This window comes from Kitasatospora sp. NPDC089913 (assembly GCF_044748625.1).
Classification (GTDB): domain Bacteria; phylum Actinomycetota; class Actinomycetes; order Streptomycetales; family Streptomycetaceae; genus Kitasatospora.
The window spans coordinates 13,997-28,038 of sequence record NZ_JBIVGI010000050.1 but is presented as its reverse complement, the minus strand read 5'-3'; the positions used below and the strand labels follow the sequence as shown (position 1 = coordinate 28,038).

Here is a 14,042-nt window from a genome sequence, read left to right as displayed (position 1 = left end):
AGAAAGGAAGCACTATGGAAAAGCCTGAGCAGCCCGTGCGCCGCCCCTGGATCGTCGGGGTCTCCGGCGCGTCCGGCACCCCGTACGCCGCGTCCGTGATCCGTGCCCTCCTCGCCGCCGGCGAGTCCGTCGACCTGGTGGTCAGCCGCGCGGCCCGGCTGACGATCCTCGACGAGACCGGTATCGCCTTCCGGGACGCGCACTGGCGCGCCGACCTGGCGCAATGGCTGGGGACGGCGGCGGACGGCCCGGAGGACGTCCGGTACTGGCCGGCCGGGGACTTCGCGGCCGGACCGTCCAGCGGCTCGTACCCGGCGAAGGGGATGCTGGTGGTGCCCGCGACCACCGGCGCGGTGGCCGGGATCGCGCTGGGCCTCAGCAAGGACCTGCTCCAGCGTGTGGCCAGTGTCACCCTCAAGGAACGGCGTCCGCTGGTCGTCTGCGTCCGGGAGGCACCACTCAACGGGGTGACGTTGAAGCACTTGGTGGAGCTGGACGCGCAGGGCGCGGTGGTGCTGCCCGCCTCGCCCGGGTTCTACGCCGGCGGCTCCACCGTCCGCGAGCTGGTCGACTTCGTCGCCGGGCGGGTCCTGGACGCCGTCGGTGTGCCCCACACGCTGTACCGGCGCTGGGAGGGCGAGTTGGGAGGGGCGGCGCGCGCGGCGGAGCGACCGGCCTGAGGGGGAGTGAGGTGACGCAGGACGGGAGAGTATGTTCTCTGCGATATCCGGGTTGGTGCGAGCATGGCGCCTTTGAATCCGGATAATGATCTGTGGGTCTGGTGAGGTTCGGAAGGACGCGGACGGTATATGGACACGGTGGACAGACAGCTCATCCAGGCGCTCCGGGAGAACGGCCGCGCGTCCTACGCCGAGCTGGGCCGGCTGGTCGGCCTCTCCGGCCCGAGCGTCACGGACCGGATCAACCGGCTGGAGCAGGCCGGTGTGATCACCGGGTACCGCGCGACGGTCAACCCGGCCTCGCTCGGCTTCGGCGTGACGGCCCTGATCGGCCTCCAGCTGACCGACGCGGCGGACCACGAGGACGTCGCGTTCCGGCTGAAGGACCTCGGCGAGGTCGAGGACTGCTGGTTCATCGCCGGTGACGACTCGTACATGCTCAAGGTCCGGGTGCCGGACGTCGAGGGCCTGGAGTCGGCGGTGAAGCGGATTTCGGGTACGAAGGGTGTGGCCCGGACCCGGACCACCGTCGTACTCTCCACCAAGTGGGAGAGCCGGGTCAGCGAGCTGCCGTTCGCCGACGGCGAGTAACCGCCGCAGCGGGCCGACGCCGCGGCGGACAGCCGTAGTGGCGGACAGCCGTCGCGGCGGGCGACCGCCGCGGGGCGGACCGGACGAACGAGAGCACACGGGGGAGTGGTGGACATGGCACTGGTCGGTCTGGAGGAGCTGCGCGCGGCCCGGCGGCGGATCGAGGGGGTCGCGGTGCGCACCCCGCTGGTCCCCGCGCCGTGGGCGGCGGACGGCGAGCGCCGGCTCTGGTTCAAGCCGGAGAACCTCCAGCCGACCGGGGCGTTCAAGACCCGGGGCGCCTACAACCGGCTCGCCGCGCTGAGCGAGGACGAGCGGGCCCGCGGTGTGGTCGCCCAGTCCAGCGGCAACCACGCGCAGGCGGTGGCGTACGCCGCGCAGCTGCTCGGGATCAAGGCCGTGATCGTGATGCCGGACACCTCGCCGGCGGTCAAGATCGAGGCCACCCGGTCGTTCGGCTCCGAGGTGCTGGTGGTGCCGCCGGAGCAGCGGGACGTGGTGCCCGGCGAACTGGCCGAGCGGCACGGCTATGTCTGGGTGCCCCCGTACGACGATCCGTTCATCATCGCGGGCCAGGGCACGGTCGGCCTGGAGATCGCCGACGACGCCCCGGCGGAGCTGGACACCGTGCTCGTCCCGGTCAGCGGCGGCGGGCTGATCGCCGGCACGGCGGCCGCGCTCAAGCTGACCCGCCCCGGTGTGCGGGTGATCGGCGTCGAGCCCGAGCTGGCCGCCGACGCCCGGGCCAGCCTGCGGGCCGGCGAGCGGATCACCTGGCCGGTCGCCGACACCTACCGGACCGTCGCCGACGGTCTGCGCACCCCCTCGGTGGGCGTGCTGCCCTTCGAGCACATCACCGCCTACGTGGACGACATCGTCACCGTCACCGAGGACGAGATCCGCGCCACCGTGGCGCTGCTGGCCCGGCGCGGCCGGATCGTCGCCGAGCCGTCCGGCGCGGTCGCCCCGGCCGCGTACTTCCACCGGGCCGCCGAGACCGGCGGGCGGGCGGTCGCGGCGGTCGTGAGCGGGGGCAACATCGAGCCCGCGCTGCTCGCCGAACTCCTGGCCGGCTGAGCCGCGCGGGGCGGCTGCCCGCGAGTCGACGCGGGTGGGGGCGTACGCTCGTTCCGGCAACGATTCGAAGTCGGAGGAGGCGGGGCACCGCATGGACGCAGGGCTCAAGCGCGAGCTGGAGGCGAAGGTCTACGCGGGGGAGCGGCTGACCCGGGAGGACGGGATCGCGCTCTACGAGAGCGACGACCTGGCCTGGCTGGGCGGGCTCGCCCACCACGTGCGGACGGTGAAGAACGGCGATGTCGTCCACTTCAATGTCAACCGCCACCTCAACATGACCAACGTGTGCAGCGCCTCCTGCTCGTACTGCTCGTTCCAGCGCAAGCCGGGCGAGAAGGACGCGTACACGATGCGGATCGAGGAGGCCGTCCGCCTCGCCAAGGCGATGGAGGTCGACTCCCTCACCGAGCTGCACATCGTCAACGGCCTCCACCCCACCCTGCCGTGGCGCTACTACCCGCGCTCGCTGCGGGAGCTCAAGGCCGCGCTGCCGAACGTCTCGCTCAAGGCCTTCACCGCCACCGAGATCCACTGGTTCGAGCGGATCAGCGGCCTGCCCGCCGACGAGATCCTGGACGAGCTGATCGACGCCGGTCTGGAGTCGCTGACCGGTGGCGGCGCGGAGATCTTCGACTGGGAGGTCCGCCAGCACATCGTCGACCACGACACCCACTGGGAGGACTGGTCGCGGATCCACCGGCTCGCCCACAGCAAGGGCCTCAAGACCCCGTCCACCATGCTGTACGGCCACATCGAGGAGCCCCGCCACCGGGTGGACCACGTGCTGCGGCTGCGCGAGCTCCAGGACGAGACCGGCGGCTTCCAGGTCTTCATCCCGCTGCGCTACCAGCACGACTTCCACGACTCCAAGGACGGCGTCGTGCGCAACAAGCTGATGGCGCGCACCGAGATGGCCACCGGCGCCGAGGCGCTGAAGACCTTCGCGGTCTCCCGGCTGCTCTTCGACAACGTGCCGCACGTCAAGGTCTTCTGGGTGATGCACGGCGTCACCACGGCCCAGCTGGCGCTCAGCCACGGCGCGGACGACATGGACGGCTCGGTGGTCGAGTACAAGATCACCCACGACGCGGACAACTTCGGCACCCCGAACAAGCTGGGCCGCGAGGACCTGCTCGGCCTGATCCGGGACGCCGGTTTCCGCCCGGTCGAGCGCAACACCCGCTACGAGATCATCCGCGAGTACGAGGGCCCCGACCTGGGCCGCCGGGAGACCCCGCAGGCGATGCGCCTCTGACGCACGCTCCGCCGCCGCCCGGGCCCCCGCGGCCCGGGCGGCGCCTTCTTCACCGGGCCCGCACAGCCCCCGGGTTTCCCAACCCGGCCTCCGTTTGGCAGGATCGGCCACATGTCCGGTCACCGTCGCACCTCCCCGTACCCGTCGTACGAGCCGGTGCACGAGGTGCCGCAGCCGTCGTACGGCGAGCACCAGCAGGAGTACGGCCAGGATCACGGCACCGTCCACGAGGGCCAGGGCGCCTGGTACGGCTACCGGAGCCTGGCCGACCACGATGTCTACGACCGGCCCTTCCAGGCGTACGCCGCCGAGCCGGCCTTCCCGGCCGACCAGCAGCCGGTGTACCGGACCGTCCCGCAGGACGGCTACGGCGGCGGGTACCAGGACCTCCACCAGGACCTCCACCAGGACGTCGGCCCGGGCCTCCAGTACGACGGGCACCAGGACGTCCACCGGGCCTCGGACCAGGACGCTTACGGGGGCGTCTACCGGACCGCCCCGCAGGACCCGGCGCCGCCGGCGGCGGCGCTGCCGCAGCAGCGGAGCGCCGCGGCCGCTCCCGGCCCCAGGGCGGCCGCCAGGGGCCACCGCCGCAAGCCCAGGAAGAAGCGCACCGGTCGCGCCGTCACCGCCGGCACCGCCCTGCTGCTGGCGGCCGCCGCCGGTTGGTACACCGTCGGCGAGGACGCCGCCAAGCCCGGGGTGGCCAGTGCCGACGGCGCCGGGGCCGAGGGTGTCGCGGCGCAGCCGACGGCCGACCGGCCCTCGCCGACCGCCGACCCGGCCGCCCGGGCCGCCGACGCCCGGCAGACCGAGACCCCCGCGGCCGACCGCAGCGAGCGCACCGACGGCTCGGTGGCCGCCATCCCGGGCCTCGGTGCCTCCTTCGCCGGCCGGATACCCGCCGGCACCAACCAGGTGGTGCTGGCCTCCGGCGAGGGCAAGGACGCCAACCGGAGCACCGTCACGCTGTGGACCCGCACCGGCGAGGGCCGCTGGCTGGCCGGCGAGACCTGGCAGGGCCACAACGCCTTCAAGGGCTGGACCACCGACCACAACGAGGGCGACCTGCGCAGCCCGATCGGCGTCTTCTCGCTCACCGACGCCGGCGGCCGCAAGGCCGACCCGGGCAGCAGGCTCCCGTACGACCGGGACTCGAACTTCGTGGTCTCCGGCCGGGGCTTCGCCGGCGAGCAGCTGGCCGGTTCCTTCGACTACGTGGTCGCGATCGACTACAACCGGGTGCCGGGCAACTCCCCGCTGGACCCGCGCCGCCCCAACGGTTCGACCAAGGGCGGCGGGATCTGGATCCACGTCGACCACGGCGGCCCGACGCACGGCTGCGTCTCGGTGCCGGAGGACAAAATGGCGGAGTTGATCCGCACTCTCGACCCGGCCGCCCACCCGGTGATCGTGATGGGGGACGCCGGCTCGCTGGCGGCCTGAGCGGCCCGGACCGGGCGGTCGTTCGTCCACGACTGTCTTTGCGCGTCCGATCGGGACCCGCCTGCCGCAACGGTCCTTGTCGGCCTCCTACAGCATCCCGGCGCGGATCCTGTAGCCGGTCGCGCCCGACTGACCAGCGGGTAACCGGGTTGAGTGGGCAGTATGACCGGTTCGCGCATCGTGGCACTCGGCCACTACCAGCCCCCCAAGGTCCTCACCAACGACGACCTGTCGAAGCTGGTCGACACCGACGACGAGTGGATCCGCAGCCGCGTCGGCATCCGGACGCGGCACATCGCGGAGGACGAGACCGTCGTCGACCTCGCCACCGAGGCGGCCCAGAAGGCCCTGGCGAACAGCGGCCGCTCGGCCGCCGAGGTCGACCTGGTCGTGGTGGCCACCTGCACGGCGGTGGAGCGCAGCCCCAACACGGCCGCCGCCGTCGCCGCCCGGCTCGGGATCCGCTCCCCGGCCGCCTACGACATCAACACGGTCTGCTCGGGCTTCTCCTACGCGCTGGCCACCGCGGACCACGCGATCCGGGCCGGGGCGGCCACCAAGGCCCTGGTGATCGGCGCGGAGCGGATGTCGGACACCCTCGACTGGACCGACCGGTCCACCTGCGTGATCTTCGGCGACGGCGCCGGCGCGGCGCTGGTGGAGGCCCAGGAGGAGGGCGCCGAGCCCGGCATCGGCCCGGTGGTCTGGGGTTCGGAGCCCGAGCGGGGCGACGCCGTGGTGATCACCGGCTGGGACCCGGTGATCAGCCAGCAGGGCCAGTCGGTGTTCCGCTGGGCGACCACGCAGATCGCCCCGCTGGCCCGGCAGGCCTGCGAGCGGGCCGGGATCGACCCGTCCGAGCTCAAGGGCTTCGTGCCGCACCAGGCCAATCTGCGGATCATCGACGCGATCGCGTCCCGGCTGGGGGTCACCGACGCGGTGGTCGCCCGGGACGTGGTGGACTCCGGCAACACCTCGGCGGCCTCGGTGCCGCTGGCCTTCTCCAAGCTGGTCGAGCGCGGCGAGCTGTCGCCCGGCGACCCGGTGCTCCTGTTCGGCTTCGGCGGCGGCCTCGCCTACGCGGGCCAGGTCGTCCGCTGCCCGTGACACCGCGGCCGGTGGGCTCCCGGGCCGCCGGCGGCCGCCGCGGGCCGCTGTAGGCCGTCGCAGGCCCCGTGCGGCCCCCGGGGCGGCGCGACATGCCTGTGGGCGGTCACCCCTTGCACGGGGTGGCCGCCCACAGGCGTGTCGTGGCGCGCAGCGGACCGCCGGCGGACCTCCCCCGAGGACACGGCCGCCGTCCGTCGTACCCCGGACAGGAGGCCGGGGCGCGCGCGAAGCGGAAGGGTGGGTCGATGCGGATCGGTCTACTTGGGCGCCTTCTTGCCGGTGACGCCCAGGTACACCAGGGGAGCGAGGTTGGGCTTGAGGTCCTTGACCTTGACGCCCCAGGAGGTGAAGGCCTTCTGGTGCTCGGCCGCCGAGGCGAGCAGCGAGACCAGTGACCCGGCTACGGCGGCCGGATCCAGTGACTTGTCGGCCTGTCCCTTCGCCTGGAGTTCCTTGACGGCTTCCGCGAGTGGCTTGGCGACCGCGTTGAGGACGGTCATGCGGATCTTGAAGAACCGCTTGTCCCCTTCGGCGGCACCGAGCGTGACCACTCGGAGAATGGCGTCGTTCTTGCGCCAGAAGGCGAGGAATCCGTCGACCAGTTCTTCCGAAGTGGTCGTGCCGGACTTCCCTGCCCAGGACTTTCCGGCCACCAGCTCTTTGAGCGTGTCGGCGTCCTTGGCCATTTCCTCGGCGATTTCGAGGACAGCGCCCTCGACATCCGGGAAGTACTGGTAGAAGGTCGCGGGGGAGGTACCCGCCATACGGGCGACGTCGATGACCTTGACGTCCCGATAGGGCGACGTGCTGAGCATCTCGCGGAGGCAGTCGAGCAGCTTCTGCCGCGTCTCCTGTCCGCGTCGCCCGGCGACGCGACCGTCGACGGTGCGAACTTGTCCTGTCATGCCGTCAGCTTACCGTGGCCCGATCTTGGCGCGATTCGGTGATGTGACAATTACTCCGCCCGGGGGTTGGTATAGGGCCTCCGGGGCCTTCGGACGGATATTCATCGGCCTCCGGGGGGCGTCATGACGCCCCCCCGTGCACCGATGACGCCACAGGGTGACGACCCCTTCGCTGAGGGGTTATCGAGTAACGGAGCGTGACGAACCGATCGGGGGTGTGAGTCGCCCCTCACGGTGGCCCCGGGCGTGTCGGGCGCAAGCCCGGTCCGGAGCGGACGTCAGGATCCGGCCGTTCCGGAGCCGCTGACCGGGTCACGGCCCCTCCCACCGGCCGGACGGCGCTCCGGGCGGGGGAGGTTGGAGATGGGCCGGGCGGCATTGGACAATCGGTCCGGCACCACGCGGTGGGTGCCCGGCACCACGCGGGCGGTGCTCAATACGGGGAGGTGGCAGCGGGTGGACCAGCTGACGGCGCACGATCCGAGGCGGATCGGGCCCTTCGAGGTGCTGGGGCGGCTCGGGGCGGGGGGAATGGGCCTGGTCTACCTGGCGCGGTCCGCGTCCGGCCGCCGAGTGGCGATCAAGACCGTGCGGGGGGAGCTGGCCGAGGACGAACTGTTCCGGGTCCGGTTCGCACGGGAGATCGCGGCCGCCAAGACGGTCGGCGGGTTCTACACCGCGGCCGTGGTCGACGCCGACGCGGACGCCCGGGTGCCCTGGCTGGCCACCGCGTACGTGCCGGCGCCGTCCCTGGAGGACCTGGTCACCGACTGCGGGCCGCTGCCGGTCGGGGCGGTGCGCTGGCTGGTCGCCGGCATCGCCGAGGCGCTGCAGTCCATCCACGCCGCCGGGCTGGTCCACCGCGACCTCAAGCCGTCCAACGTCCTGGTGGTCGAGGACGGTCCCCGGGTGATCGACTTCGGTATCGCCGCCGGGGTCTCCAGCACCCGGCTCACCATGACCAACGTCGCGGTCGGCACCCCGGCGTACATGTCGCCGGAGCAGGCCAGGGACAGCCGCGGCGTCACCGGGGCCAGTGACGTCTTCTCGCTCGGCTCGCTGCTGGTCTTCTGCGCCACCGGCCACCCGCCCTACCGGGGCGCCAACCCGGTGGAGACGGTGTTCCAGCTGCTGCGCGAGCAGCCCGACCTCTCCGGCCTGCCGGCCGAGCTGGTCGACCTGGTGCGGGCGTGCATGCGCCCGGCCCCCGAGCACCGGCCGACCCCGGAGCAGATCCAGGTCGAGCTGGCCCCGCACCTGTTCTCCCGGGACGACGCCTCGGGCGAGGCCGGGGACTGGCTGCCGCCCGACGCGCTCGCCCTGATCGAGCAGAAGCGCCGCGGCCGCCCGGCCCCCGCGGTGGCGCAGCCCCCGGTCGTGCGGCCGCCGGCCGTCCCGCCGCAGCCGCACCTCCAGCACCAGGTCGGCCACGGGTCGGCGCCGCACTCCGTCCTGCCGCCGGTGCCGCGGCCCGGCCAGGACGACCCGCGCACCCGGCAGGTGGCCGGGCACGCGCCGCCGGCCGCCGGTCCGGTGCACAGCGCGCCGCCCGGTCCGGACACCGAGGCCGCCACCGAGAAGATCTCCGCCCCCAGCCGCCACCGCCGGCCGGTCGGCGAGGACGAGGCGGAGGTCCGGCTGCCGGGGGCCTCGGTCCGGATAGGACCCGGCCCGCGCGCCGAACAGGCCGGCCCGGGCGCACCGCCCGCCGAGACGGACTGGGTCCGCCGGATCACCCCGCCCCCGGCCCGCGCCGCCCGCTGGCGCCCCTGGCGGTTCCGGATGTCCAACGACGTCTGGGGCACCCCCGTGGTCGCCGACGGCACCCTGTTCGTCTCCAGCTTCGAGGTGCACGCCCTGGACATCGCGTCCGGGCAGCGCCGCTACAAGACCAGGGACGTCGCCTGGGCGCTGGCCGTGGACGCCGGGCGGGTGCACGCGGCCGACGGCCCCCACCTCTACACGGTCGACGTCGCGGACGGCACCGAGCGCTGGCGGCACTCGCTGGACGGCTGGGTGTACGCGCTGGACGCGGCCGACGGCGTGCTCTGCTGCGGCGTCCGGGGCGGCGGCGTCCAGCTGCGCTCCGCGGTCACCGGCGCCGAGCTGTGGCGGGCCGACGACGCCCAGCAGGACTACGAGAACCCGCAGTCCGGGCCCGCCCTGGTGGCCGGTTCGGCCTACTACTACGGCGGTGGCCGGCTGCGCTGCGTGGATCCGCGGGGCTCCGGGCTGCGCTGGTCGGTCCCGGTCGGCGAGGACGTGCCGTCCCGCCCGGTCGAGCGGGCCGGCGTGCTCTACGTGACGGCCGGGACCAGGGTGTACGCGCTGGACGCGGCGAGCGGCGCCGAGCGCTGGCGGTTCGAGGCCCCGGTGGTGCTGTTCACCCCGCCGGCGCTGGACGCCGACGCGGTCTACGTCGCCGACTACCTGGGCACCGTGTACGCGCTGGACGCGGCCACCGGCCGGGACCGCTGGCGCGCGGCCACCGGCACCCGGCAGGGCGCCGAGCCGGTGGTGGTGGGCGACGGCACGGTGCTGGTCGGCAGCGGCGAGGTGCTGTACGCGCTGGAGGCGGCCGGTGGCCGGGAGCGTTGGCGCTACACCGCGCGGGGCGAGATCGTCGGCTCCCCGGCGGTCGCCGACGGGCTGGTCCACCTCGGCAGCAGGGACCACTCGCTGCACACCCTGGACCTGGCCAGCGGTCAGCTGCGCTGGGAACTCGGCACCAAGGGCGAGCTGACCGGCTCGCCGGTCGCGGTCGGCGGGAAGGTGTTCGTCGGCAGCAAGGACCGCTGCGTGTACGCGCTGGACGCCTTCTACGGCACGGCGGTGCCCTCGCACTGACCCGGGCGGGGCGGGGGCCGCTGCCCTCGCCCCGCCCGGTGCCGGGCGCGGACTACTTGCGGGCCTCCGGGTGGCGGCCGCACCAGCCGGCCCAGGCCGAGGCGACCATGTCCTCGACCTCGTGCCGGGCGGTCCAGTCCAGCTCGCGGCGGATCAGGTCGGCCGAGGCCACCACCCGGGCCGGGTCGCCGGCGCGGCGGGGGGTGATCTCCGGCGTGGTGTCGTAGCCGGTGACCTTGCCGATCACGTCCAGCATCTCGCGCACGCTGACGCCCTCGCCGCGGCCGATGTTGAGCACCAGGGAGGTCTCCCCGGCCGGGTCCGCGGCCAGTCGCTTCGCCGCGGCCACGTGCGCCGAGGCGATGTCGGAGACGTGGATGAAGTCGCGGACGCAGGTGCCGTCCGGCGTCGGGTAGTCGTCGCCGAACACCAGCGGGGCCTTGCCGGCGGTGAGCCGCTCGAAGACCATCGGGACGAGGTTGAAGACCCCGGCGTCGGAGAGCTCCGGCGAGGCGGCGCCGGCCACGTTGAAGTAGCGCAGTGCGACGGTGGACATGCCGTGGGCCTTGCCGGCCGCGGCGACCAGCCACTCGCCGGCCAGCTTGGTCTCGCCGTAGGGGCTCATCGGCGCGCACGGGGTCGACTCGGTGACCAGGTCGACGTCCGGCATGCCGTAGACGGCGGCGGAGGAGGAGAACAGGAAGCGCTTGACGCCGCCCTCGGCCGCGGCCTCCAGCACGGTCTGGAGGCCGATCATGTTCTCCCGGTAGTACAGGAAGGGCTGCTCGACCGACTCGCCGACCTGCTTCTTGGCGGCGAAGTGGAGGACGCCCTCCACCTGGTGGTCGCGGATCGCGGCGTCCAGCGCGGCCCGGTCCAGGGTCGACCCCTCGACCAGGACGACCTCCTTCGGCAGCCGGGCCCGGTCACCGGTGCTCAGGTCGTCCAGTACGGCCACGCGCTCGCCCGCGTCGAGGAGCTGCTGCACGACGTGCCCGCCGATGTATCCGGCACCGCCGGTGATCAACCAAGTCATGGCCGAATCCTAGGGTGTGCGGGTTTCCTGCCGGTGCCACGGGCGAGTCGGAGCCGGGCAATCGGACATTTCGGTGAAATGCTGACAAAGATCTCTGCGTCCTGTCCGAGCGGCCCCGTGCGGCCGTGTGCCGAGGAATCCGGAGGCGTCACCGGTGAACCGCAAGAAGGAGCCCACCCGTCCGATTCCGGCCGGACCGCGCCCGACCGGGCCGAAGGCCGTCGACCGGAGGCTGCTCGCGCCCGTCGCCGCGGTGGTGCTGACCGCGCTCGCGGCCGCCGGGTGCAGCAGCGGCTCGTCCTCCTCGTCCTCCTCGTCGTCGTCCGCGTCCTCCGCGTCCTCCGCCGGGGCGGCCGGGTCCGCGAGCGCCTCCGCCGGGGCCTCCGGCAGCGCCGCCGCCCAGCCGGGCGGCGGCAACCAGCTCCAGTCCGACTACCAGAAGGTGATCAAGGACGTCCTGCCCTCGGTGGTGCAGATCACCACCTCCAGCGGCCTCGGCTCCGGGATCGTCTACGACGACAAGGGCGACATCGTCACCAACGCCCACGTGGTCGGCAGCGCCACCAGCTTCACGGTCACCCTGGCCGGCAGCACCAAGCCGCTGGACGCCACCCTGGTCGCGAGCTACCCGGACTCCGACCTGGCGGTGATCAAGCTCAGCAGTCCGCCCGGCGGGCTCAGGCCGGCCGCGTTCGGGGACTCCACCAAGGTCGAACTGGGACAGATCACCCTCGCCATGGGCAGCCCGCTCGGACTCTCCAGCAGCGTCACCCAGGGCATCGTCTCGGCCACCGGCCGGACCGTCACCGAGCCGCGCACCGAGGGCTCGCCGGGCGCAGTGATCGGCAACATGGTGCAGACCTCGGCCGCCATCAACCCCGGCAACAGCGGCGGTGCCCTGGTCAACCTGGACAGCCAGGTGATCGGGATCAACACGCTCGCCGCCACCGAACCGGAGGCCAACGGAGCCGCCGCCCCCGGCATCGGCTTCGCCATCCCGGCGTCCACCGTCACCAGCATCACCGATCAGCTGATCAAGGACGGCAAGGTCACCAACTCCGGCCGGGCCGCGCTCGGCATCACCGCCCGGACCTACTTCGACCAGAACTACCGTCCGGCCGGAGCCGTGGTGGTCGCCGTCGCGGACGGCGGTCCGGCCGCCTCGGCCGGCCTCCAGCCCGGGGACGTGATCACCAGGATCGGGGACACCCCGGTCGACTCGCTGAACTCGCTCACCTCCGCCCTGGCCTCGCTGGCGCCGGGAACCAAGGTCACCGTGACCTACAGCCGGGACGGCAGGAGCGCCACCGCCGAGGTCACCCTCGGCACCCTGGCGACGCCCTAGGGCGTCCATCGGCCCCCGGACGGCGGGCGCGCCCCGCACACCGCGCAAGGGTTCGCGGGGGGCCCGCCGTCCGGGACTGTGTTGTCGCCCGCTCGCCTCCGGGGCGCTTCGGTCCGGTGCCGACGGTCGGCGCTCCAACGCCGCTCGTACCTCGCGTCGTCCTCGCTTCTCCCTTTCGGCACCGGCGCGCCCCTTCGGCTCGGGGCGGTGTTGTCGCCCGCTCGCCTCCGTGATGGGGCTCGGGGTGGTGCTGTCGCCCGCTCGCCTCCGGGGGCGGGCCGTCAGCGCCGGGCGGCGCGGGTGTGCCAGGGGAGCTCGACCGTTACCGAGGTCGGGCCGCCCTCCGGGCTCTCCACCAGGAACACCCCGTCCACCGCCCGCACCCGGTCGGCCAGCCCGGCCAGGCCGCTGCCCGGGTAGGGGGCCGCGCCGCCCTTGCCGTTGTCCTGGACCAGCAGCATCAGGTGGTCGCCGGCCCGCCAGACGTCAACGGTGGCGGAGCGGGCCCCGGAGTGCTTCGAGATGTTGGTCAGTAGCTCGCTCACCGTGAAGTAGGCGATGCCCTCCACCGCGGAGTCCGGTCGGCCGGTGCCGCCGTCCGGGCCCTTCAGGTCGACGTGCACCTTGACCCCCTCCGGGACCGTGCAGCGCGCGGCCACCGAGGAGAGCGCCGCGTCCAGGCCGCGGTCGGTCAGGATCGCCGGGTGGATGCCCCGGGCGAGGTCCCGCAGCTCCTGGAGGGCGAGCTTCACCTCGCCGTGGGCGTTGTCCACCATCTTCGCGGCGGCGGCCACGTCCTGCGGGGTCTCGGGCTCGCGCAGCCGCTCCTTGGCCATGCCGAGGTCCATCGCCAGCGCCACCAGCCGGGCCTGGGCGCCGTCGTGCAGATCGCGCTCGATCCGGCGCAGGTCGGCGGCGGCGGTGTCGACCACGGCGCCGCGGTCGTCCTCCAGCTCGCGCACCCGCTCGGAGAGCGCGCCCGGGGTCAGCAGGACCTCGACCAGCATCCGGTCCACCGCCGACTCGGCCCGGACCACCCAGGGCAGGGCCGGCCAGCCGACCAGGACGAAGACCAGGGTCACGGCGAAGCTCAGCAACCCCCACGGCAGCATCAGCACGTGGTAGAGCGCCGAGCGCCAGGAGAGCGAATCGGTCAGATGGGCGATCGAGAAGCCGGTGAGGCCCGGCCGGCGGGGCACCGGCTCCGGCTCGTGCACTCCCGAGCCGTACAGGGCCCGGGCCCGGCCGCGGGCGAAGCCGCCCATGCGCCGGCAGCCGGCCAGGCCGGCTGCGAGCAGCGGCAGCCCGATCACGGTGACGGACAGGGCGAGGCCGATCGACAGGGTCACGACCGTGAAGACGAACCCCGCGATCCCGACCGGCAGGTTCAGCAGCATCCGCCCGACCTGCCGCCACATCCGCGCGCCGTACAGCGGGGTGCGGCCGGCGGGCGCCGGCGTCTGCGCGCCGGTGTCCCCGGCGTGGCGGTCCTTCGACTTCATCTCGGTCTTCCGTCCCTCTCGGTCGAGCTGTGCCCCCAGCTTCGCCGGTCGGGGGCGGTCGGGGCCATGGGGGTGATCCGTCTCCCCGCCCGGGGGATATCCCCACCCCGGTCCGGAGCGCCCGGGTGACGACGGGGTGACTGCCGCGTGCCGCCGGATGTCCACCGGCCGTCCATCGGATGTCTTGCGGACCGGGCAGGATGCCGGGCACGGGGGCGGTGCACTTAGACTCACGCACTGGCGATGGT

11 protein-coding genes are annotated in these 14,042 nt (G+C 73.5%); 8 read left to right on the top strand and 3 right to left on the bottom strand.

The genetic code is table 11. The features are described from left to right. Positions 1-14: 14 nt before the first annotated feature. The 6 genes from ACIPYS_RS38855 to ACIPYS_RS38830 all read left to right on the top strand — a co-directional run bounded on the left by ACIPYS_RS38855 (position 15) and on the right by ACIPYS_RS38830 (position 6,156). A complete protein-coding gene (locus ACIPYS_RS38855; protein WP_093861640.1) occupies positions 15-680 on the top strand; it encodes a UbiX family flavin prenyltransferase in 666 nt (221 codons plus the stop codon). Between the two features lie 129 nt (positions 681-809). Continuing rightward, positions 810-1,271, top strand: a complete 462-nt coding sequence (locus ACIPYS_RS38850; RefSeq protein ID WP_093861641.1) for an Lrp/AsnC family transcriptional regulator — start codon at positions 810-812, stop codon at positions 1,269-1,271. 114 nt (positions 1,272-1,385) lie between these two features. Next, a complete protein-coding gene (locus ACIPYS_RS38845) occupies positions 1,386-2,348 on the top strand; it encodes a threonine/serine dehydratase (protein ID WP_400755236.1) in 963 nt (320 codons plus the stop codon). 91 nt (positions 2,349-2,439) lie between these two features. Next, positions 2,440-3,603 (top strand): aminofutalosine synthase MqnE, encoded by a 1,164-nt coding sequence (gene mqnE, locus ACIPYS_RS38840; protein ID WP_400755234.1) that lies wholly within the window; start codon positions 2,440-2,442, stop codon positions 3,601-3,603. Positions 3,604-3,714: 111 nt separating this feature from the next. Next, positions 3,715-5,049 carry a L,D-transpeptidase family protein gene (locus tag ACIPYS_RS38835; RefSeq protein ID WP_400755232.1) on the top strand — a complete coding sequence of 445 codons (1,335 nt, stop codon included), beginning with the start codon at positions 3,715-3,717 and terminating at the stop codon, positions 5,047-5,049. 162 nt (positions 5,050-5,211) lie between these two features. Beyond that, positions 5,212-6,156 carry a beta-ketoacyl-ACP synthase III gene (locus ACIPYS_RS38830; protein ID WP_045937878.1) on the top strand — a complete coding sequence of 315 codons (945 nt, stop codon included), beginning with the start codon at positions 5,212-5,214 and terminating at the stop codon, positions 6,154-6,156. A 260-nt stretch (positions 6,157-6,416) separates the two neighbouring features. On the opposite strand, the gene ACIPYS_RS38825 is transcribed toward ACIPYS_RS38830, so the two are convergent. Continuing rightward, the gene (locus ACIPYS_RS38825; protein WP_030393842.1) at positions 6,417-7,064 is read right to left on the bottom strand and encodes a TetR family transcriptional regulator; all 648 of its coding nucleotides are present in this window, start codon (positions 7,062-7,064) and stop codon (positions 6,417-6,419) included. Between the two features lie 456 nt (positions 7,065-7,520). On the opposite strand from ACIPYS_RS38825, the gene ACIPYS_RS38820 reads away from it, so the two are divergent. Continuing rightward, a complete protein-coding gene (locus ACIPYS_RS38820; protein WP_400755229.1) occupies positions 7,521-9,911 on the top strand; it encodes a PQQ-binding-like beta-propeller repeat protein in 2,391 nt (796 codons plus the stop codon). 52 nt (positions 9,912-9,963) lie between these two features. Here the strand turns inward: ACIPYS_RS38820 and galE are convergent, their stop codons facing one another. Beyond that, positions 9,964-10,947, bottom strand: a complete 984-nt coding sequence (galE, locus tag ACIPYS_RS38815; protein ID WP_400755227.1) for a UDP-glucose 4-epimerase GalE — start codon at positions 10,945-10,947, stop codon at positions 9,964-9,966. Between the two features lie 184 nt (positions 10,948-11,131). Between galE and ACIPYS_RS38810 the strand changes: the two genes are divergently transcribed. After that, complete coding sequence (locus ACIPYS_RS38810) at positions 11,132-12,292, top strand: S1C family serine protease (RefSeq protein ID WP_400755260.1); 1,161 nt, start codon at positions 11,132-11,134, stop codon at positions 12,290-12,292. 281 nt (positions 12,293-12,573) lie between these two features. On the opposite strand, the gene ACIPYS_RS38805 is transcribed toward ACIPYS_RS38810, so the two are convergent. Beyond that, positions 12,574-13,794 carry a sensor histidine kinase gene (locus ACIPYS_RS38805; RefSeq protein ID WP_400755225.1) on the bottom strand — a complete coding sequence of 407 codons (1,221 nt, stop codon included), beginning with the start codon at positions 13,792-13,794 and terminating at the stop codon, positions 12,574-12,576. Positions 13,795-14,042: the final 248 nt, after the last annotated feature.